The sequence below is a fragment of the Klebsiella sp. FDAARGOS_511 genome (genome assembly GCF_003812845.1).
GTDB lineage: Bacteria > Pseudomonadota > Gammaproteobacteria > Enterobacterales > Enterobacteriaceae > Klebsiella > Klebsiella grimontii.
In genome coordinates, this window is record NZ_CP033824.1 from 145,588 (window position 1) to 164,497 (window position 18,910).

Sequence of the window (18,910 nt, forward strand, 5' to 3'; positions counted from 1 at the left end):
AAATATGTCCACCGGACCAGACCGAATTGCTGATATTCACAGGGCGGCGATGATTTCGCCAGGCAGCGATGCTTCACACGAAAGACAGCGCCAGCGAAACGTGACGGGAAGCGGCCAGACGAACGCTGGCCGCGAGAACGACTATTTTTGCTGCAGAAGGTTAAAACTGGTCATCAGGTTGCGATAGTCCGGAATATGGTTAGAGAACAGCGTCCCTAGCCCTTCAACATCATTCCGCCAGTCGCGGTGCAGTTCGCAGGCAACGCCGAACCACGACATCAGCTGCACACCAGCCTGCGACATACGATCCCAGGCGGCATCGCGGGTAATTGGGTTAAAGGTACCGGAAGCATCGGTCACGACAAAGACATCAAAGCCCTCTTCGATGGCCGACAGCGCCGGAAATGCCACGCAGACTTCAGTCACCACCCCGGCGATGATCAGCTGCTTCTTACCCGTCGCCTTCACCGCCTTCACAAAATCTTCGTTATCCCAGGCGTTAATATTGCCCGGCCGCGCGATGTATGGCGCATCAGGGAACTGCGCTTTTAGTTCCGGCACCAGCGGACCGTTAGGGCCGTTCTCGAAGCTGGTGGTTAAGATGGTCGGCAGAGCGAAGTACTTCGCCAGGTCGCCGAGGGCAAGGACGTTGTTCTTGAATTTATCGGGATCGATATCGCGCACAAGAGAGAGCAATCCGGTCTGGTGATCGACCAGCAGCACGGCGGCATCATTTTTATCCAGACGAACATACGGTTTAGCCATGATTTCATCCTCATTTCAGCATCACATTTTCCGTCGGAACCCCGGTTCCGCGGATGTAGGGTTAACAGCACCGATCATAGTGTAATCACTGGCTGAGGATTAGCCGCCGAAAGTGGGACGCATCGTCCCATTTACAGAACACGCAGCGTCTCAAGGCATCTTCCGGGCAGCGTCAATCCAGGGTCACATGATGCTTCATCACCCGGCGAAACAGCGCCAGCCGCGCGCGCATAAAGCGGTTTTCCACCTTAAAACCGGCTCGTTTGTGCAGGCCAATACGCAACAAACGATCCCGACCGCGCACGCTGGCGGGCCAGCGCACCGCCCCTGGGAGATCGTGGCAGCCGTTACCGGCCACGCGGGCGAAGTTAGCCCAATAGTCGGCGACCTGGCCGGCAAAGGTCCGGTCGCGATCGTTAGCATACTGGCGTACCGGCTCGGCAAGATCGAGGTTGTCAAAAACGTATGCCACTTCATTCCCGTGCCATGCGCCGTGCGGATAGGTCTGGTGTTCCGCCTCGGCAACGTAGTCAAACCAGTAGCGCCAGCACGGTTGCCCTACCCGCTGCTGCGCCTGCATCACCACGTAGCCCAGGGTGGTGAACGCCATATCGCGGCAGACTTCACGCCCCAACGCTTCATCGCCTTTGACGCCGGGATACAGCAGTTTAATCAGCCCGAGACCCAAGCGCCGTTCGCGGCGAAGCTTCTGGATCTGTCCGGCGATATCGACGCCAAACACCGCCATCACGCTGGCCTCATCGCTGTTTGAACCAATCATCACCGGCAGCGGATGCTGACGCCCGCTAAAAAAGGTTTCCAGCATCGGCTGGGGCAGCACGGCATCGCCAACAATCGGCGCCGGGCCGATGGTAAGCGGCGCGGTCAGCGACCAGAACGCCTCTGCCGGAATCGCCCGCAGCTGTTCGGCGCTGGCCTGCGGTAAAGCGAAGTGTTCAGCGATAAGCTGCCCTTTGGCCAGCGCCTTTTCCCGCGGCAGATCCGGCAAGGTATAGCCGCTCTGGATAATCGCTTTATGGAACAGTCCCCGGGATTTCGGCGAAACCATGAGCGACAGCACGCTGCGCGCCCCGGCGGACTCGCCGAACAGCGTGACGTTAGCCGCATCGCCGCCAAAAGCGTGAATGTTATCCTGAACCCATTGCAGGGCGGCAATTTGGTCAAGAAGCGCGAAATTATAGATGCGCTCGCCCGCTTCCTCCTCCAGCGCCGGATGGGCAAAAAAGCCCAGGTGCCCCAGCCGGTAGTTGACCGTCACCACGACAACGTCACGGGAGGCTAAGGCTTTGCCATCATAGGGCGGTAAACTTCCCGCGCCGATGGTATAGCCGCCGCCGTGCAGCCAGACCATCACCGGCAGCGGTTGCGCGCGCGAAGCGGGTGACCAGACGTTAAGGTAGAGGCAATCTTCGGAAAAACTGCCGGGATCGCCGCCGCCGAGCTCACGACAGTACTCAATATCTTGCCAACTGGAGGCCGAGAAAGTCTCCGCCCGACGTACGCCCTGCCAGCGGGCGGCAGGCTGCGGCGCGCGCCAGCGAAGATCGCCGACGGGCGGCGCGGCATAGGGAATACCGCGCCAGATATGCATGTTCTCTTCAGAGGTGCCGGATAGTGTGCCCTGCCGGGTTTTCACCAGCGGGGTAGACGGATTCTGCATGGCCTGCTTCCTTTTACGACTCATTCCAGCAGAGTACTGATTTTACAGCAGACCGCAACGTCGTTTACTGCGCTCCTCCGCCTGCTGATAAAGGCCAAACTCATCGTAAACCGCACAGCCCAGCGCCTCCTCAAAGGCCTCGCGGCTGGCGTTGCCGTGGCTGCGGGCCTGTATCTCGTTACCCAGGTTGGACTGAAAAATCCCGGCGGCGCTGACCGGTAAAAAGTCTTCATAAATAATTGGTTGCGCGATAACCCAGCCGCGCTCAATCAGCCGCTGCGGATCGTCGCCCGGCCGAAAGGCCTGGCGGTGCGCCTCGCCTGCGGGCGTCAGGCGGTAACGAAAGTACGCCAGCCCCTGCTGACGCAGCAGGAATTCGCTGTCCGGGAACGGGCTAAACACCTCCTGCAGATGGCGCTGATGGTTAAGATTATCTTTGCCCACCCCCGCCTCGCTAAGCAGTCGGTCGTACAGAGCGCGGCCCTTCGGCGTCAAGGCGATGCCGCGCTGCTCTATTTCGCCAAAGCGGGCCGTATGGGTGCCGCGATGCTCCCCGGCAAACATCACCGGCTCTTCAAGGGCCTTAAAGCTGGTCTGGCGCAGCAAAATCGGCACATCGCGGCGCGGCGGGCCTTCTATTAACGCTTTCGGCGCGATACCGCATTCAGGCATCAGCGCCTGAACCCGGTCGATATCCAGCGTGCGCGGCGTCAGATGATTAATGTGACAGCCGGGGAAACAGACCACGTCGGCAATCAGCCGGTGCTCTTCGTGCAGGGCGTGATAGGTTTCCTCATCGACGGTGGCATGTCGATGCCAGCGAAAGGTTTCCAGCGCCTGCTGCACAAATTCACGCGCCTCCGCGGCGGTGAACTCCCCCTTCTGTTCATGAAGTGCGATCAGTTCGCGACAGCGCGGCGTGAAGATATCACGCCGGGCAAGAATTTCCGCCGCCCGCTTGCGCAGCGCCTCATTGGCGATCAGCTCAAGGCGCAGGAGCGAGGTAAAAACGCGAAACGGATTGCGCGCCAGCGCCGCGTCATCGATGGGGCGAAACGCAGTGGAGTGAACCGGTACGCCGGCCTGCGACAGATCGTAATAGCTAACGGGATACATGCCCATAATGGCAAACATGCGACGCAGGGTCGCCAGTTCCTCCGCCGTACCGACGCGGATCGCGCCGTGGCGTTCAACGTTCAGCCGCGCCAGCTCATCGGCGTTGGCCAGTTGTTCGTGCAGCGTCGGGTTATTTTCCAGTATCGCCAGATTAACGTCGGCTACCAGCTCCAGTAGCGTCCCGTACTGCGGAACTTCCTGCTGGTACATCGCCGACATCGCCTGCGAAAAGCTTTCCCGAATCTCATCAGCCGTGATGGTGTTCGCCATGATGTCTTACCTCCAGTGAATTCTCCCTGGAGTGTAGGAAAGCTGTCTGAAGACGGCGGGAAGAATTTACAAACTGTGATGCCGGTAGCTGGCCGGTTTCTTTTCATCCGCTCACTTCATAACCACCGGTTATGTTAAACACCCTTTAATTTCACTTTAAATTAACAAAGCATTTACACACACTGCATGTGGCGACATTACAACAACATGCCTCTCTACCGATAACACGGAGTCCCCTCATGAACGACAAATGGTCACCGCGCGAGGTCCTGCATCGCGACTACAGTAGCCATCCTCCCGCCTACGCGCCGGGCTACAAAACCAGCGTGCTGCGCTCGCCGCGCAATGCGCTCATTTCCCTGCAGAATTCACTTTCGGAGATCACCGGTCCGGTATTCAGCAGCGACGATCTCGGCGCACTTGATAACGACCTGATCCTGAACTACGCCAAAGACGGCCTGCCGATTGGTGAGCGGATTATCGTGCACGGCTACGTTCGCGATGGGTTTGGTCGGCCGATGAAAAATACGCTGGTCGAAGTCTGGCAGGCCAACGCGGGCGGCCGCTACCGGCATAAGAAAGATCAATATCTGGCGCCTATCGACCCGAACTTTGGCGGCTGCGGACGCGTGCTGACCGATGAGAACGGTTACTATTGTTTCCGCACCATCAAGCCCGGCCCCTATCCGTGGCGCAATCAGGTCAGCGACTGGCGTCCGGCGCATATTCACTTTTCGCTTTCCGGCGAAGCCTGGGCGCAGCGTCTTATCACCCAGATGTATTTCGAGGGCGACCCGCTGATTAAACAGTGCCCTATTGTCAAAACCATCAATAACGATGATGCCATCAGAACGCTGATCGCCGAGCTGGATACCCATGCCGCCGTCCCGCTGGACTCTCTGGCCTACCGTTTTGATCTCGTGCTGCGCGGTCATCGCGCAACGCTGTTTGAAAACCGCACGCAGGGGGCCGCCCGATGAGAGATTTTTTACCTGAAACCGCTTCGCAAACCGCTGGCCCTTATGTGCATATCGGCCTGGCGCCGGACGCCGCCGGCTTTCATATCTTTGAGAGAAACTTTGGTCCGACGCTGACGACGGCCGACACCGAGGGCGAACGCATTACTATTGAAGGTCGAGTCATCGACGGCTCCGGCACCCCGGTGCGCGATGTGCTGCTGGAAATATGGCAGGCCAACGCCGCCGGGCGCTATAACCATCCTGACGACCGACAGCAGGGTAAGAAGCTGGATACGGCATTTCGCGGCTGGGGACGCAGCTGCTCGGACTTCACCAGCGGCGTCTGGCGCTTTGAAACTATCAAACCCGGGGCCGTTGTTGGCCGCGATGGTCGCGCTATGGCGCCGCACGTCAATTTATGGGCGGTCGCCCGCGGGATTAATATTGGCCTCAACACGCGGATGTACTTCTCTGACGAACAGGACGCTAACCAGGCCGACCCGGTGCTGAATTTGATTGAGTGGGAAGTGCGCCGCCAGACCCTCATCGCCCAGCGCGAGGTGCGCGGGACGGAGATCGTTTACCGCTTCGATATTCATCTGCAGGGCGAAAACGAAACCGTCTTCTTCGATATCTGAATTTTCACTTCCTTTTTCCGCCCCTGCTGTCAAGGGGGCGGTACTTTAACGACAATGCCAATAAAATCAACTTGTAAAATAATAATATAAAATGTTAATAATATTTTGCTATGAAGTTAACAATTTTAAACGCCCTTACTTGTCATCGGTACACCTCTGTTTTTAACATTGATTATGCAAAAAAATGGTCTTTTCAGTCAGCGCATTCGCTTGCGCCATCTACATACCTTCGTGGCCGTCGCTCAACAGGGAACTCTTGGGCGCGCGGCTGAAACCCTTAATCTGAGCCAACCGGCCTTATCCAAAACGCTGAACGAACTGGAGCAGCTCACCGGCACGCGGCTGTTTGAGCGGGGGCGCCTGGGCGCGCAGCTTACGCTGGTCGGCGAACAGTTTCTCACCCATGCGGTCAAAGTGCTCGACGCGCTCAATACCGCTGGTCAGGCGCTAAATCGTAAAGAAGGCCTCAACAGCGATATCGTACGTATCGGAGCGCTCCCCACCGCCGCGCTGGGGATCCTGCCCTCGGTGATCGGCCAGTTCCATCAGCAGCAAAAAGATATCACCCTTCAGGTCGCCACCATGAATAACACCATGCTGCTGGCGGGGCTAAAATCGGGAGAAATCGATATCGGCATCGGGCGAATGTCCGATCCGGAATTAATGAGCGGATTGAACTATGAACTGCTGTTTCTCGAATCCCTGAAGCTGGTGGTTCGTCCGGGACACCCTCTGCTGCAGGAAACCGTCACGCTGAGTCGGGTCATGGAGTGGCCGGTGGTGGTTTCGCCTAAAGGCACGCTGCCGCGACAGAACGCCGAAACCCTGCTGCAAAGCCAGGGCTGCAAAATTCCCACTGGCTGCATCGAGACGCTGTCGGCTTCACTGTCTCGCCAGCTCACCGTCGACTACGACTACGTATGGTTTGTCCCCTCCGGCGCGGTTAAAGACGACCTGCGTCGTGGGCTGCTGGCCGCGCTGCCGGTGCCCACCCAGGGCGCGGGTGAACCAATAGGGATCCTCACCCGAGTGGACGCCACGCTCACTGCGGGTACGCAAACCCTGCTCAGCGCCATTCGCAAATCCATGCCCGTCTGATCGCGTTCTCCCCGGCTTCGCGCGTCGGGGAGAGATAATCCGCCCGTTTTCCCTGCTGCTGCCCGGAACTATTCACCACAATATTCAATTAGTGCGAAATCATTCATTAACAATTGCGTAAATTTCTTTAACAGATCTATCATATCCGCGATTTCACCAAATGGTTCACATGAAATCAATAACAGTAAAAATTACGCTTTTATGAAGGTTATCATTACTTCATTCAAAAGAGTTCACTTGAAAAATTGATCTATCTGGTTCGCACCTGTTCAGGGGTGGTGAAGGAGTAAAAATGGCAACTGACAACGCGCCGCGAGGGTTCCCCCGGATCCTACAGTGGCTTCTCGCCGGGCTGATGCTGATCATCGGCCTGGCTATCGGTATTCTTGGTGCGAAGCTCGCCTCCGTCGGCGGGACGTTCTATTTTGCGCTGATGGGCCTGGTGATGGTTATCGCCGCGGTGCTCATTTTCCGCAGCCGCCGCGGCGGTATCATGCTGTACGCCGTTGCGTTTGTCGCATCGATCGTCTGGGCGATTAGCGACGCGGGCTGGACCTACTGGCCGCTATTCTCCCGCCTGTTCGCCCTCGGCGTACTGGCCTTCCTTTGCGCGCTGGTCTGGCCGTTTCTTTCCCGCCAGCCGGCGAAAAAAGGGCCGGCATTTGGCCTGGCTGCGGTGCTCGCCGTGGTGCTGCTGGTCAGTTTCGCCTGGATGTTCAAATCCCAGCCGCTGGTCAGCGCCAGCGAGGCGGTGCCGGTTAAACCGGTCGCCGCAGGCGAGCAGCAGAAAAACTGGGCGCATTGGGGCAACACCACCCACGGCGACCGTTTTGCCGCCCTCGACCAGATTAACAAACAGAACGTCGACCAGCTGCAGGTCGCCTGGATCGCCCATACCGGCGATATTCCGCAGAGCAATGGCTCCGGCGCGGAAGACCAGAACACGCCGCTGCAGATTGGCGATACGCTTTACGTCTGTACGCCCTACAGCAAAGTGCTGGCGCTGGATGTCGATAGCGGCAAAGAGAAGTGGCGCTACGATTCAAAAGCCACCGCCCCCAACTGGCAGCGCTGCCGTGGTTTAGGCTATTACGAAGATAGCCAGGTTCAGGCTTCCCCTGCCGCCGACGCGCAGCCGGCCGCCTGCTCCCGTCGCCTGTTCCTGCCTACTACCGATGCCCGCCTGATCGCTATCGATGCCGACAACGGCAAACTGTGCGACGCCTTTGGCGACCACGGTATCGTTGATCTGAGCATTGGCATGGGCGAGATCAAAGCGGGTTACTACCAGCAAACCTCCACGCCGCTGGTGGCGGGTAATGTCGTGGTCGTTGGCGGTCGTGTGGCGGATAACTTCTCCACCGGCGAGCCTCCGGGCGTCGTTCGTGCCTATGACGTCCACACCGGGAAACTGGCGTGGGCATGGGATCCGGGCAACCCGGCGCTGACCGGAGAACCGCCGGCAGGCCAGACCTATACGCGCGGCACGCCGAACGTCTGGTCCGCCATGTCCTACGACGCGAAGCTGAATCTGATTTATCTGCCGACCGGTAACGCGACGCCGGACTTCTTTGGCGGCGAACGTACCGCGCTTGACGATAAATACAGTTCATCCATCGTGGCCGTTGACGCCACGACCGGCCAGGTCCGCTGGCATTATCAAACCACCCATCACGATCTGTGGGACTTCGACCTGCCTTCCCAGCCGCTGCTGTACGATCTGCCTGACGGTAAAGGCGGCACCACGCCGGTGCTGGTGCAAACCAGTAAGCAGGGCATGATCTTTATGCTTAACCGCGCCACCGGTGAACCGGTCGCTAAAGTCGAAGAACGTCCGGTTCCGGCCGGCAACGTTAAAGGCGAGCGCTACTCGCCTACCCAGCCTTACTCCGTCGGTATGCCGATGATTGGCAACGAGACGCTCACCGAGTCGGATATGTGGGGCGCGACGCCTGTCGACCTGCTGCTGTGCCGCATCCAGTTTAAAGAGATGCGCCACCAGGGCGTCTTCACCCCGCCGGGCGAGGACCGTTCGCTGCAGTATCCCGGCTCGCTGGGCGGGATGAACTGGGGCAGTGTATCGGTTGATCCGAATAACAGTCTGATATTCGTCAACGATATGCGCCTTGGCCTCGCCAACTATATGGTGCCGCGCGCCAAAGTGGCGAAGGACGCCAGCGGTATCGAAATGGGGATCGTGCCGATGGAAGGCACGCCGTTCGGCGCCATGCGCGAGCGTTTCCTGTCGCCGCTGGGTATTCCATGCCAGAAACCACCGTTCGGCACCATGTCAGCGGTTGATTTGAAAACCGGCAAACTGGTGTGGCAGGTTCCGGTAGGCACCGTTGAGGACACCGGCCCGCTGGGGATCCGCATGCATATGCCAATCCCCATCGGCATGCCGACGCTGGGTGCGTCGTTATCCACCCAGTCCGGTCTGCTGTTCTTTGCGGGCACTCAGGACTTCTACCTGCGCGCGTTTGATACCGCCAACGGGAAAGAGATCTGGAAATCGCGTCTGCCGGTCGGCAGCCAGTCCGGCCCGATGACCTACGTATCGCCGAAAACCGGTAAACAGTACATCATCATCAACGCGGGCGGCGCTCGCCAGTCGCCGGATCGCGGCGATTACATCATCGCCTACGCGCTCCCGGAGCAGAAGTAACCCTCAGGGCCCCCAATCAGGGCCCTTTTTGCTGGCAAAGTACCTAGTCTGGGTTTTGCCCGGTGGCGCGATAGCAAAATCGTCTGCGCATCTCCCCCCAGCAAGCCATTCTTATTCCGTCATGTTATTATTGCGAATGGTTATCAATAATAAATACTGAACAAGGATAATGGATGAAGCGTTCAACCTGCCGCCTGCTCGCAGGCGGCATCATGTCGATAGCGGCCGCCTCGGCTCAGGCGTTAAAAGCCCCGGAAGTGGACCTGCGCGATCCGACGATTTGGCAAGAGAAAGCGGTATCTCCGCTCACCGCTCACCCACAGCCCTGCGAGGTGTTCAGCGGCCCGCACTGCGCGGTCTGGGAAGATGAGAAATCGGATATTCAACGTGTACGGGAGCGCCGGGAATAGCGGCGCTGGCAGAATGGTTATGAAAACCTGCGGCGGGAATAATCCCGCTAAAACGATAACCCGGGCACGCCCGGGTTATTTATTACCTGAAAATCAATTCTCGCCGAAATGAATAACGGTACGAATGGATTTACCTTCGTGCATCAGGTCAAAGGCTTCGTTGATGCGATCCAGCGGCATGCGGTGGGTAATAAACGGATCGAGACGAATTTTCCCCGCCATCGCCTCTTCAACCATTCCCGGCAGCTGCGTGCGCCCTTTCACGCCGCCGAACGCGGAGCCGCGCCAGACGCGCCCGGTCACCAGCTGGAATGGACGGGTTTTAATCTCCTGACCCGCGCCAGCGACGCCGATAATCACGCTTTCGCCCCAGCCTTTGTGGCAGCACTCCAGCGCCGCGCGCATCACGTTGACGTTACCGATACACTCGAAGCTAAAGTCGACCCCGCCGTCGGTGAGTTCAACAATCACATCCTGAACCGGCTTATCGTAATCATGCGGGTTGATAAAGTCGGTCGCGCCCATCTCTTTCGCGAGGGTGAATTTTTCCGGGTTGGTATCCACCGCCAGAATGCGCCCGGCTTTCGCCTGTACCGCACCCTGGATCACCGCCAGGCCGATCCCGCCGAGGCCGAAGACGGCGACGGTATCGCCCTCTTTTACTTTCGCCGTATTGTGCACCGCGCCGATACCGGTCGTGACGCCGCAGCCCAGCAGACATACTTTATCCAGCGGCGCCTGCGGATTCACTTTTGCCAGCGAAATTTCGGCCACCACGGTGTATTCGCTGAAGGTGCTGGTGCCCATATAGTGATAAATCGGTTCGCCGTTGTAGGAGAAACGCGTGGTGCCGTCCGGCATCAGGCCCTTACCCTGGGTGGCGCGGACCGCCTGGCAGAGGTTGGTTTTGCCTGATTTACAGAACTTACATTCGCGGCATTCGGCGGTATACAAAGGAATAACGTGGTCGCCCGGCTGCAGACTGGTCACGCCTTCCCCGACTTCGACGACAATCCCGCCGCCTTCATGGCCCAGCACCGCCGGGAAAACGCCTTCCGGATCGTCGCCTGAGAGGGTAAAGGCATCGGTGTGGCATACGCCGGTATGGGTGATCTTGACCAGCACTTCGCCTTTTTTCGGCGGCGCGACGTCAATCTCAACGATTGAAAGCGGCTGGCCCGGGCCAAACGCGACGGCTGCACGTGATTTCATATCTCTCTTCCTCGTGGTGATTTTATTTTAAATAGGATCGTAGCAGATGCCCGACTTCCGCCATTCTGGCGGCGCGCTGATCGGGCGTCGTTTCGCCGCTGACCAGTTCGTCCTGTAGGTGAATTTCCACCATCTCCCCCATCAGTCCGTTAGCGGCGCCGCGTATTGAGGCGATTTGTTGCAGAATAGTCATACAGGGTTCGCCGGATTCAAGCGCCCGCTCAAGCGCTTCAACCTGGCCACGAATGCGCCGCACCCGGCTGAGGGCACGCTTTTTATCTTCAGGTGAATGTGGCATGGTTTCGCCCTCCATATCATATAGGGGGGTATACTATATTTATTATTGCCTTGAGGCAAATGGCTTCGCCGCTTTAACCGTAGCATAGCGGCGAGAATTTGCGCTTAGCTGAAGTTGAGGATCCCGAAGAAAGAGACAAAAAAACCCGCCGAAGCGGGTTTATCGAGGTTTAACGCCTGCGCGGCATCATCCGCAGCAGCGTGTTATCTTTCCACAAATAGTGGTGCATCAGCGCCGCCAGCGCGTGCAGGCCGATAATAAAGTAGCCGGTATTGGCCAGCACCTCATGCCACTCTTTCAGGGTATCCACCAGCTCAAAGTTGCTTTCCGCCGCGTGCGGCATGGTCAGGCCAAAAGCAAACCAGGGGTTGCCGCGGTAGTACATCATGACCATGCCGATGGCCGGCAGCGCGATAAACAGCAGATAGATAACCAGATGCCCAAGATGCGCGAAGCCGGTCATCATCGGTGACGGTTTAGGCACAATCGGCGGCGCCGGAGATTTGAGGCGCACCAACAGACGCACCACCATCAGAACAAAAATAGAAATCCCGCAGGAGACGTGGATCATATTAAAAACGGGCCGCTCGCTGCGGGGGAAAAAGCCCCGCAGCTCCATCGCCGCGTAAGCGCCAATCACTAAAAAAAAGACCAGCCAGTGGATACCTATTTGTAGACCAGTGTATTTATCGCGCATGAGAAACCCTTAATAAAACGGTGATATCGCCAACATAAACACCTTTTATTAAAAATTCATTAACTTTTACGTACTTATAAAAAAACAATTGCCGGTTTCGCGCAGATAAAGCAAAAGCAGCGGGTTACCTGCGGCGCAGTAGTACGAGGAACGTATACCGCAACCTTGACGCTGTATATAATCACAGTACAATACGGTTTGCTATTACCATCAATGGGATAAAAAATGTTCGTAGAGCTGATTTATGACAAGAGAAATTTCGAAGGATTAGCCGGCGCTAAAGAGATCATTCTGACGGAATTGACGAAGCGAGTGCATCGCATTTTTCCCGATGCCGACGTTCGCGTTAAACCGATGATGACGCTGGCCTCCATCAATACCGACGCCAGCAAGCACGAGAAAGAACAGATCAGCCGCGCCGTGCAGGAAATGTTCGAAGAAGCCGACATGTGGATGCAGGAAGATTAACGGGCGATATTCGAGGACAAAATGAATACCTTCACCATTATAGCCATCCCCTTCTTCGCCGCAGCGATCGTCATGCTGACATTGGGGACAACCAGGAAAAGTCGTGCCTGCGCTATCGTGGGCGGCGTTTTGCTGGCCGCGACCGTGGTCAACGCGGTGACGGGCATGGCGCTACAGGGCGGGTAACAGAATGAGTTTTGTTTGGTACATGGCGCTGATATGCGTTGCGATCGCCTATCTCATGATGCGCTTTCTCCCTGTTTAACCCCGGGTTTTCGCATACCCGGGCTTCATTTCGCATACCCAGGCTTCATATAGCGTTCTTTTTACCGGCGGGATCATAACCCCTTACGCACCAGCGTCGCCGCCTGTTTAAAAATCTCGTCCTCGACGCCGTCCCCCTTCTGTCTTCCCAATCTCACCAGTTCTTCGACAATACTTTCCCGGTTAATAGGCTTCTGCCCAGAAACCAGGCCAATCACCGCCGCGCCGATGGCAAGACCAATCAGCCCCGTTTGTTCGTCTTTGTTCTTCATCGTTCCGCTCCGTTATGCCCGAAAAAAGTTTAGCAGCCGCACTCGCGACTGCAACCCGAGCATCCGCAGGCTTTGGCGCCAGCTAAAGCGACTTCAGAGGCCATACGGATGCAGGATCAGGCAAAGCCAGCCTCAGGCGCGTTAGCCTGCTGCGGGACGCTAAAAAGTGTGAAGTTGATCAAAAACAACAAAATGACGGTCTGAGAGGCGTATTTGTATTACCGCCGCGCCGGGACAGCCCGGAGCGTGACGACACGATGATGAAAAGGAGAAATAACCATGATCACATACGATCGTAACCGCAATCCTATTACCAACGGCAGCCAGGTGATGATTAATGGGACGGGCAAAACCGGTAAAATTATCGCTATCCATTCTACGGATTTAACCCCAGCCCAGCTGCGTCGAACTAAGACCGTTGAAGTTGAAGGGGCTGAAGGGAAGTTTGAACCGGTTGAACTGATCCGCCTTGGCCTCCACTAAGGAGGCGACAGCCGCTGCGGCATCGCCCAAACGCCGGCTATCGGCTGGCGATGCCCGGCAGTTTTACTACCGACGTTCCGCGCCATGGCTGCTCTTCGCCTGATACATGCGTCGGTCCGCCACCGCAACAATCTCATTGAGGCTATGATGCGCATCGGGATCGTATTCAACGCAGCCCCATGAGAACGCCAGCTGCCACGGATTGCCCGCCTGCTGATTGTACTCCGCGACGTTCTTGCTAAGCTGCTCCATCGCCTGGCCAGCGGCGTGCTGCGAGGTATTGGCAAGCAGGATGATAAATTCGTCGCCACCCTGCCTGGCAATTAAATCCGACTCTCTGAAGGTGGCCTTCATCAAATCAGCAATCGCCCTCAGGGCTTTATCTCCCTGTTCATGACCCCAGGTATCGTTAATCAGTTTAAAGCGATCGAGATCGATAAAGATGAGGCTCGCTGGTTCATTCCGCCGTCTGGCGGTCAGCAACGCGTACTCCGCTAACGACATAAAGCCCCGGCGGTTAAATAGCCCCGTCAGCTCGTCAGCGGTCGCCGCATCCAGCACCTTGAATTCATCTTCAACGATGGCGGCCAGGTCGCTTAAGATTTGTATTTCATGAACGGAGAAAGCGCGCGGCTTGTGATCCATCAGACAGAACGCGCCGACCGTCGCGCCGTCAGGCAGCTGCACCGGGTATCCGGCATAAAAGCGGATAAAAGGCGCTTCGGTGACCAGCGGGTTATCGTGAAAGCGCAGGTCCTGCTGCAGGTCGTTGACGATTAAAGGATCGGTTTGCAGGATAGTATGCGCGCAGAATGTGATATCCCTCGGCAGGGTATCCACATCAAGTCCGGCGCAGGATTTTACGTGCAGGGTGTTTTCCCCCACGAGGCTAATCGAAGCCACCGGCAGATCGTAGAGCGTACGTGCAAGCCTGGTCAGGCGATCGAAACGCTCTTCTTTTCCGCTGTTTAATAATCCGGATGTCCGCAGCGATTGCAGACGGCGCAGTTCATCTGGATGAAGTCCGGCTAATTTCAATTTTTCTCTCTTACGTTATCAGGATAAATGACGCAGCGCTTACCAATGAAACGCGCATCAGGCTGTTAACAAACGATTCACATGTGTTATCTGATGAGTTAAGCATATATCGCTGGCTCGTCAAACGAGACATCAGGCGCGTTCTGCAGCAGCCCACTCCCTCAGCTTCGCTTTCAGCCACTGGCTCGCGCCGCGCTGCCCGCTCCGCTTATGTGAATAGATTTTCACTTCGAATGGCGGAACCTCAAACGGTAATTCAAAAACCTTCAGCTTCGCCGCGCCGAGCATTTTTTCCGCTGCGGAGCGCGGTATCGCCATAAGCAGTTCACTTTGCGCAATAATGAAGGGCGCGCTCAGCATAGAGGGTGTTTTGATGGTGATATGCCGCGCAAACCCCATTTTCGCGAGCTGTACGTCGAGAACCCCCTGGCTTTCATTCCACGGGGTGACCACCAGATGCTGGGCTGCCAGGTAATCCGCCAGCGTTAGCCGGGACCGGCTGGCGTGGCTTATTGCAACATAATCATCTTTTAGCCAGCAGATCTCATCCAGCTCCGGATGCTCTGCTTCATGCAGGGCGCTAAATCCCAGCGCTAAATCCACCTCGCCGGCCAGCAGTTCCGTCAGCGCCGGGCTGTGCGGCAGATAGCGCAGCTCGAAACGCAGGCCTGGCGCCTGTTGCTGCAGCCTGGGCATCAGCGTCGGGAAAACGCACTGCGCGGTAAAATCCGTGATCGCTATCTGTAAGCAGTCGGTACTGGCCGAGGCGACAAACTTCGGCTGCGGGGTCAACTCCTGATCTAAAAACTTTAACGCCGAGGCAATAGAAGGCGCGAGCTGGGTGGCGAACACGCTGGGGCACATACGATGCCCTTCGCGATAGAAAAGCGGGTCATTGAGCGCGGCGCGCAGCCTGGACAGCGCGTGGCTTAACGCCGAGGTGCTCATCGCCAGCTCTTCCGCCGCCAGGCGTACCGAACGATAACGGTAGACCGCCTCGAATACCGGGAGCAGATTCAAATCAAGACGACGCAGAGCTGGATGCATAATATTCATCATTGCGTGATTTCATTGCACTTAATTCTTCTAACCTTAACGTTTATGCTTTGCGGTATCAAACTTACGATGGCACAACAGGTACTCCAATGAATATGACCATTCGTCAGGCCAGCCCGGCGGACGCAAAAGCAATTTATGACATGATTTACGAGCTGGCGGTGTATGAAAAGGCGCCGGAACAGGTGGTCACCACGGTTGAAGAAATCCAGGCATCGCTTTTCGCCAGCGACAGTAAAACGGAAGCGCTAATCTGCGAGATTGACAGTAAGATCGCCGGTTACGCGGTGTTCTTTACCAGCTATTCCACCTGGCTCGGCCGCAACGGCATCTATATGGAAGATCTCTACGTCACTCCCGAGTTTCGCGGCCGCGGCGCAGGAAAAGCGCTGCTGAAAACCATCGCTCAGTTGGCGGTAAAAAGAGAGTGCGGTCGCCTGGAGTGGAGCGTGCTCGACTGGAACCAGCCGGCCATTGATTTTTATCTGAGCATTGGTGCCGTTGCGCAAAGTGAGTGGGTTCGCTATCGCCTTGACGGCGCCGCGCTTGCCGCTTTTGCTGAACTGGGCGGGAACGCCAAATAATCGGCCACCAGGTGGGCCCTTCCTGGGCCCACCTTTTCAATCCCTTGCCAATATGCCCGTGGCGTATAAAGCTGAAACAAAAAATTATTAACCGCTAACACCCCGCCCGCAACCCACCGAATTTATTCACTTTTCCGTTCGCGTTTTTATCAGCATTTAACGGCGCCGCAAAAATCGTTGGTTGCCCTATTCCGGCAGCTGAACTAAGCCTGGAGAAGTTTTTACCTGACAGTTCAACTGACCTGGAGATTCTTCATGAGTAAACTCGGGATTAATGGATTTGGGCGTATTGGACGTTTAGTGCTGCGCCGGTTACTGGAGGTTAACAGCCCTTTAGAGGTCGTGGCGATTAACGACCTGACATCACCTAAAGTGCTGGCCTACCTGTTAAAGCATGATTCAAACTACGGGCCTTTCCCATGGAGCGTAGATTTTACTGAAGATGCGCTGATCGTTGATGGCAAAAAAATTACCGTTTTTGCGGAAAAAGAGGCTCAGCATATTCCGTGGAAAGCGGTAGGCGCCGAGCTGATTGTCGAGTGTACGGGTTTTTATACCTCCGCGGAAAAAGCGCAGGCGCATCTGACCGCCGGCGCGAAAAAAGTACTGATCTCCGCGCCCGCTGGCGATATGAAAACCATTGTCTATAACGTTAACGACGACACGCTGGACGCCAACGATACAATTATTTCCGTGGCCTCCTGCACCACCAACTGCCTGGCGCCGATGGCGAAAGTGCTCCATGACGCATTTGGCATTAAAGTGGGGACCATGACCACTATTCACGCCTATACCGGTACGCAATCGCTGGTTGACGGCCCGCGCGGCAAAGATCTACGCGCTTCCCGAGCGGCGGCGGAAAATATCATTCCGCATACTACCGGGGCGGCGAAAGCCATTGGGCTGGTTATTCCAGCGCTGAGCGGCAAGCTGAAGGGCCACGCCCAGCGCGTACCGACCAAAACAGGGTCGGTGACTGAGCTGGTGTCAGTGCTGGAGAAAAAGGTCTCCGCCGAAGAAGTCAATCAGGCGATGAAAAATGCGGCGGCGAACAATGAATCATTCGGTTATACCGAAGAAGAGATCGTTTCATCGGACGTCATCGGCAGCCATTTCGGTTCAATTTACGATGCCACGCAGCTGGAGATTGCTGAGGTTGGCGATCTGCAACTGGTGAAAACCGTGGCCTGGTACGATAACGAGTATGGCTTCGTTACCCAGCTTATCCGGGTGCTGGATAAATTCGCGAAGTAAGTCGCAGACGGTTCGGCACGCGTAGCCCGGACAGATGCGCAGCATCGCCTCCGGGAAATGATGCCATCCTGCGCTCTGTTCCCCGGGCGGCGCAGAGCGCCTGCCCGGGCTACGGGTACGTGCGCCTGCGTTTGGGTAGTTTAGGTAGCCCGGGTAAGGCGTCAGCCGCGACCCGGGGGAGATCTGCGGGCTGGACAGCCCGGAAAGATGCGCAGTATCGCCACCGGGAGACGCTGCCGACTCAGGCCTGCAGATAGACCACCTGGGTTTGCAGATACTCATTCAGACCGTGACGTCCGTCGGCGCCGCCAATGCCCGATTTACGCCATCCGGCATGGAAACCCTGCATCGCTTCGAAGTTTTCGCGGTTAATATAGGTTTCGCCAAATTTTAGCCCCTTGATCGCCTTCATCGCGACGTTCAGGTCGCGGGTATAGATCGACGACGTCAGCCCATAATCGCTATCGTTGGCCATCGCCAGCGCCTCTTCAAGGGTATCAAACCCCACCACCGGCAGCACCGGACCGAATGTCTCTTCATGCACGATATCCATCTCCTGGCGCACATCCAGCAGCAGCGTTGGCGGATAAAAATAGCCCCTCCCCGTCACCGCTTTACCGCCAAGGGCGACGCGCGCGCCCTGGGCAACCGCTTTTGCCACCTTCTGCTCAACGCGCTCCAGCGCGGCGGCGTTAATCAACGGCCCCATCGCGATATCGTCGCGTGCCGCCGGATCGCCAAACTGTACCGCCTTCAGCGCTTCGCCAAGGCGATTAACAAAGCGATCGTAAATGCCCTTTTGCACGTATACGCGCTCGACGCAGTTGCACACCTGCCCGCTATTGATGACCCGAGAATCCACCACCGCCTTAACCGCCAGCTCAAGATCCGCATCATCCATCACGATAGCAGGTGCTTTCCCGCCCAGCTCCAGACACACTTTAGTGATGTTTTTCGCCGCCGCGGCCATAATCTTCTCGCCTGCAGCGACGCTGCCGGTCATGCTGACCATCGCTACTTTCGGATTGCCCGCCAGCTCCTGGCCTACGGTTTCGCCGCGGCCCAGCACCAGGTTAAAGACCCCTTTCGGCAGACCAATATCATGGACGATTTGCGCAAAAACGATGGCGTTATTCGGCGTAAATTCACTCGGTTTAATGACGATGGTATTACCGGTAATCAGTGCCGGCGCCAGCTTGCGGGCAATCAGGAAGAACGGAAAATTCCACGGCAGGATACCGGTCGTCACGCCCAGCGCGCGCTTGAATACCAGAATGTTCTCCCCCGGGCGGTCGCTCTGCACAATTTCACCTTCATAACGGCGCGCCCACTCGGCCATATAATCAAGATAATCAGCGGTAAAAGAGACCTCCACCGCCGCCAGCTGCTGGATTTTTCCGCCCTCGGCGACGATAAGCGCGGCGATCTCTTCCGCACGTTGGCGGATACCGGCGGCGATTTTGCGTAACCATCCCGCGCGCTCAATCGCCGGCAGGGCTTCCCAGCCAGGCTGCGCGCGCTCGGCGGCGAGAATCGCTCGCCTTGCATCTTCCGCGCTGCCGTCGGGGATCCGCGAAAGCAGCGCTTCCGTCGCCGGGTTGATCACATCAATCCACGCATCACCGCGGCCGGGTTCAAACTGGCCGTCAATATACATAGGGTGTTGAACGGGTGCTGTCATG

General features: G+C 56.9%; 20 protein-coding genes. 10 read left to right on the forward strand and 10 right to left on the reverse strand.

The features are described 5' to 3' along the window. Positions 1–141: 141 nt before the first annotated feature. From ycaC to EGY08_RS01665, 3 genes are all read right to left on the reverse strand, one after another. A complete protein-coding gene (gene ycaC / locus EGY08_RS01655) occupies positions 142–765 on the reverse strand; it encodes an isochorismate family cysteine hydrolase YcaC (RefSeq protein ID WP_004120873.1) in 624 nt (207 codons plus the stop codon). Between the two features lie 172 nt (positions 766–937). Further along, entirely contained in the window at positions 938–2,446 is a 1,509-nt protein-coding gene (locus tag EGY08_RS01660; protein WP_004120875.1) for a carboxylesterase/lipase family protein, read from the reverse strand. A gap of 42 nt (positions 2,447–2,488) precedes the next feature. Next, the gene (locus EGY08_RS01665; protein ID WP_049114505.1) at positions 2,489–3,832 is read right to left on the reverse strand and encodes a VOC family protein; all 1,344 of its coding nucleotides are present in this window, start codon (positions 3,830–3,832) and stop codon (positions 2,489–2,491) included. A gap of 239 nt (positions 3,833–4,071) precedes the next feature. On the opposite strand from EGY08_RS01665, the gene pcaH reads away from it, so the two are divergent. The 5 genes from pcaH (at position 4,072) to EGY08_RS01695 (ending at position 9,602) form a co-directional block, all read left to right on the forward strand. Beyond that, positions 4,072–4,812, forward strand: a complete 741-nt coding sequence (pcaH, locus tag EGY08_RS01670; RefSeq protein ID WP_004120877.1) for a protocatechuate 3,4-dioxygenase subunit beta — start codon at positions 4,072–4,074, stop codon at positions 4,810–4,812. Further along, the gene (gene pcaG, locus EGY08_RS01675; protein WP_123828111.1) at positions 4,809–5,429 is read left to right on the forward strand and encodes a protocatechuate 3,4-dioxygenase subunit alpha; all 621 of its coding nucleotides are present in this window, start codon (positions 4,809–4,811) and stop codon (positions 5,427–5,429) included. The genes pcaH and pcaG overlap by 4 nt, the downstream gene beginning before the upstream one ends. A 174-nt stretch (positions 5,430–5,603) precedes the next feature. Continuing rightward, entirely contained in the window at positions 5,604–6,527 is a 924-nt protein-coding gene (locus tag EGY08_RS01680; protein WP_004120879.1) for a LysR substrate-binding domain-containing protein, read from the forward strand. 292 nt (positions 6,528–6,819) lie between these two features. After that, complete coding sequence (locus EGY08_RS01690) at positions 6,820–9,192, forward strand: membrane-bound PQQ-dependent dehydrogenase, glucose/quinate/shikimate family (RefSeq protein ID WP_004120881.1); 2,373 nt, start codon at positions 6,820–6,822, stop codon at positions 9,190–9,192. 173 nt (positions 9,193–9,365) lie between these two features. After that, positions 9,366–9,602, forward strand: a complete 237-nt coding sequence (locus tag EGY08_RS01695; protein WP_123828112.1) for a hypothetical protein — start codon at positions 9,366–9,368, stop codon at positions 9,600–9,602. Between the two features lie 93 nt (positions 9,603–9,695). Here the strand turns inward: EGY08_RS01695 and EGY08_RS01700 are convergent, their stop codons facing one another. The 3 genes from EGY08_RS01700 to cybB all read right to left on the reverse strand — a co-directional run bounded on the left by EGY08_RS01700 (position 9,696) and on the right by cybB (position 11,809). Then, positions 9,696–10,814: an S-(hydroxymethyl)glutathione dehydrogenase/class III alcohol dehydrogenase gene (locus tag EGY08_RS01700; RefSeq protein WP_049115543.1), complete on the reverse strand. Its 1,119-nt coding sequence runs from the start codon at positions 10,812–10,814 to the stop codon at positions 9,696–9,698. Between the two features lie 22 nt (positions 10,815–10,836). After that, positions 10,837–11,112 carry a metal/formaldehyde-sensitive transcriptional repressor gene (locus tag EGY08_RS01705; protein WP_004101746.1) on the reverse strand — a complete coding sequence of 92 codons (276 nt, stop codon included), beginning with the start codon at positions 11,110–11,112 and terminating at the stop codon, positions 10,837–10,839. A 169-nt stretch (positions 11,113–11,281) separates the two neighbouring features. Next, the gene (cybB, locus tag EGY08_RS01710) at positions 11,282–11,809 is read right to left on the reverse strand and encodes a cytochrome b561 (RefSeq protein ID WP_004120888.1); all 528 of its coding nucleotides are present in this window, start codon (positions 11,807–11,809) and stop codon (positions 11,282–11,284) included. Positions 11,810–12,034: 225 nt separating this feature from the next. On the opposite strand from cybB, the gene EGY08_RS01715 reads away from it, so the two are divergent. Further along, entirely contained in the window at positions 12,035–12,277 is a 243-nt protein-coding gene (locus EGY08_RS01715) for a DinI-like family protein (RefSeq protein ID WP_004120890.1), read from the forward strand. 21 nt (positions 12,278–12,298) lie between these two features. Continuing rightward, entirely contained in the window at positions 12,299–12,463 is a 165-nt protein-coding gene (locus EGY08_RS30725) for a hypothetical protein (protein ID WP_004120892.1), read from the forward strand. Between the two features lie 152 nt (positions 12,464–12,615). Here the strand turns inward: EGY08_RS30725 and EGY08_RS01720 are convergent, their stop codons facing one another. Then, positions 12,616–12,813, reverse strand: a complete 198-nt coding sequence (locus EGY08_RS01720; protein WP_004120895.1) for a hypothetical protein — start codon at positions 12,811–12,813, stop codon at positions 12,616–12,618. Between the two features lie 279 nt (positions 12,814–13,092). Here EGY08_RS01720 and ydfZ point away from each other — a divergent pair, with 279 nt between their 5' ends. Next, a complete protein-coding gene (ydfZ, locus tag EGY08_RS01725; protein WP_004120898.1) occupies positions 13,093–13,296 on the forward strand; it encodes a putative selenium delivery protein YdfZ in 204 nt (67 codons plus the stop codon). A 66-nt stretch (positions 13,297–13,362) separates the two neighbouring features. On the opposite strand, the gene EGY08_RS01730 is transcribed toward ydfZ, so the two are convergent. Further along, a complete protein-coding gene (locus EGY08_RS01730; RefSeq protein WP_004120903.1) occupies positions 13,363–14,334 on the reverse strand; it encodes a sensor domain-containing diguanylate cyclase in 972 nt (323 codons plus the stop codon). Positions 14,335–14,466: 132 nt separating this feature from the next. Beyond that, positions 14,467–15,390, reverse strand: a complete 924-nt coding sequence (locus EGY08_RS01735; protein ID WP_162626016.1) for a LysR family transcriptional regulator — start codon at positions 15,388–15,390, stop codon at positions 14,467–14,469. An 89-nt stretch (positions 15,391–15,479) separates the two neighbouring features. On the opposite strand from EGY08_RS01735, the gene EGY08_RS01740 reads away from it, so the two are divergent. Both EGY08_RS01740 and gap read left to right on the forward strand, forming a co-directional pair. After that, positions 15,480–15,974 (forward strand): GNAT family N-acetyltransferase, encoded by a 495-nt coding sequence (locus EGY08_RS01740; RefSeq protein WP_004120909.1) that lies wholly within the window; start codon positions 15,480–15,482, stop codon positions 15,972–15,974. A gap of 255 nt (positions 15,975–16,229) precedes the next feature. Next, complete coding sequence (gene gap / locus EGY08_RS01745; protein WP_004120910.1) at positions 16,230–17,228, forward strand: type I glyceraldehyde-3-phosphate dehydrogenase; 999 nt, start codon at positions 16,230–16,232, stop codon at positions 17,226–17,228. A 241-nt stretch (positions 17,229–17,469) separates the two neighbouring features. Here gap and aldA read toward each other — a convergent pair whose 3' ends face one another. After that, complete coding sequence (gene aldA / locus EGY08_RS01750) at positions 17,470–18,909, reverse strand: aldehyde dehydrogenase (protein ID WP_123828113.1); 1,440 nt, start codon at positions 18,907–18,909, stop codon at positions 17,470–17,472. Position 18,910 lies beyond the last annotated feature (1 nt).

Coding starts and splice junctions, on each gene's coding strand:
- EGY08_RS01660 (WP_004120875.1), bottom strand. CDS start 2,446: ATGCAGAATCCGTCTACCCCGCTGGTGAAAACCCGGCAGGGCACACTA.
- EGY08_RS01680 (WP_004120879.1), top strand. CDS start 5,604: ATGCAAAAAAATGGTCTTTTCAGTCAGCGCATTCGCTTGCGCCATCTA.
- EGY08_RS01715 (WP_004120890.1), top strand. CDS start 12,035: ATGTTCGTAGAGCTGATTTATGACAAGAGAAATTTCGAAGGATTAGCC.
- ydfZ (WP_004120898.1), top strand. CDS start 13,093: ATGATCACATACGATCGTAACCGCAATCCTATTACCAACGGCAGCCAG.
- EGY08_RS01690 (WP_004120881.1), top strand. CDS start 6,820: ATGGCAACTGACAACGCGCCGCGAGGGTTCCCCCGGATCCTACAGTGG.
- EGY08_RS01700 (WP_049115543.1), bottom strand. CDS start 10,814: ATGAAATCACGTGCAGCCGTCGCGTTTGGCCCGGGCCAGCCGCTTTCA.
- aldA (WP_123828113.1), bottom strand. CDS start 18,909: ATGACAGCACCCGTTCAACACCCTATGTATATTGACGGCCAGTTTGAA.
- EGY08_RS01720 (WP_004120895.1), bottom strand. CDS start 12,813: ATGAAGAACAAAGACGAACAAACGGGGCTGATTGGTCTTGCCATCGGC.
- pcaG (WP_123828111.1), top strand. CDS start 4,809: ATGAGAGATTTTTTACCTGAAACCGCTTCGCAAACCGCTGGCCCTTAT.
- EGY08_RS01740 (WP_004120909.1), top strand. CDS start 15,480: ATGAATATGACCATTCGTCAGGCCAGCCCGGCGGACGCAAAAGCAATT.
- ycaC (WP_004120873.1), bottom strand. CDS start 765: ATGGCTAAACCGTATGTTCGTCTGGATAAAAATGATGCCGCCGTGCTG.
- cybB (WP_004120888.1), bottom strand. CDS start 11,809: ATGCGCGATAAATACACTGGTCTACAAATAGGTATCCACTGGCTGGTC.
- EGY08_RS30725 (WP_004120892.1), top strand. CDS start 12,299: ATGAATACCTTCACCATTATAGCCATCCCCTTCTTCGCCGCAGCGATC.
- pcaH (WP_004120877.1), top strand. CDS start 4,072: ATGAACGACAAATGGTCACCGCGCGAGGTCCTGCATCGCGACTACAGT.
- EGY08_RS01705 (WP_004101746.1), bottom strand. CDS start 11,112: ATGCCACATTCACCTGAAGATAAAAAGCGTGCCCTCAGCCGGGTGCGG.
- EGY08_RS01695 (WP_123828112.1), top strand. CDS start 9,366: ATGAAGCGTTCAACCTGCCGCCTGCTCGCAGGCGGCATCATGTCGATA.
- EGY08_RS01665 (WP_049114505.1), bottom strand. CDS start 3,832: ATGGCGAACACCATCACGGCTGATGAGATTCGGGAAAGCTTTTCGCAG.
- EGY08_RS01735 (WP_162626016.1), bottom strand. CDS start 15,390: ATGAATATTATGCATCCAGCTCTGCGTCGTCTTGATTTGAATCTGCTC.
- gap (WP_004120910.1), top strand. CDS start 16,230: ATGAGTAAACTCGGGATTAATGGATTTGGGCGTATTGGACGTTTAGTG.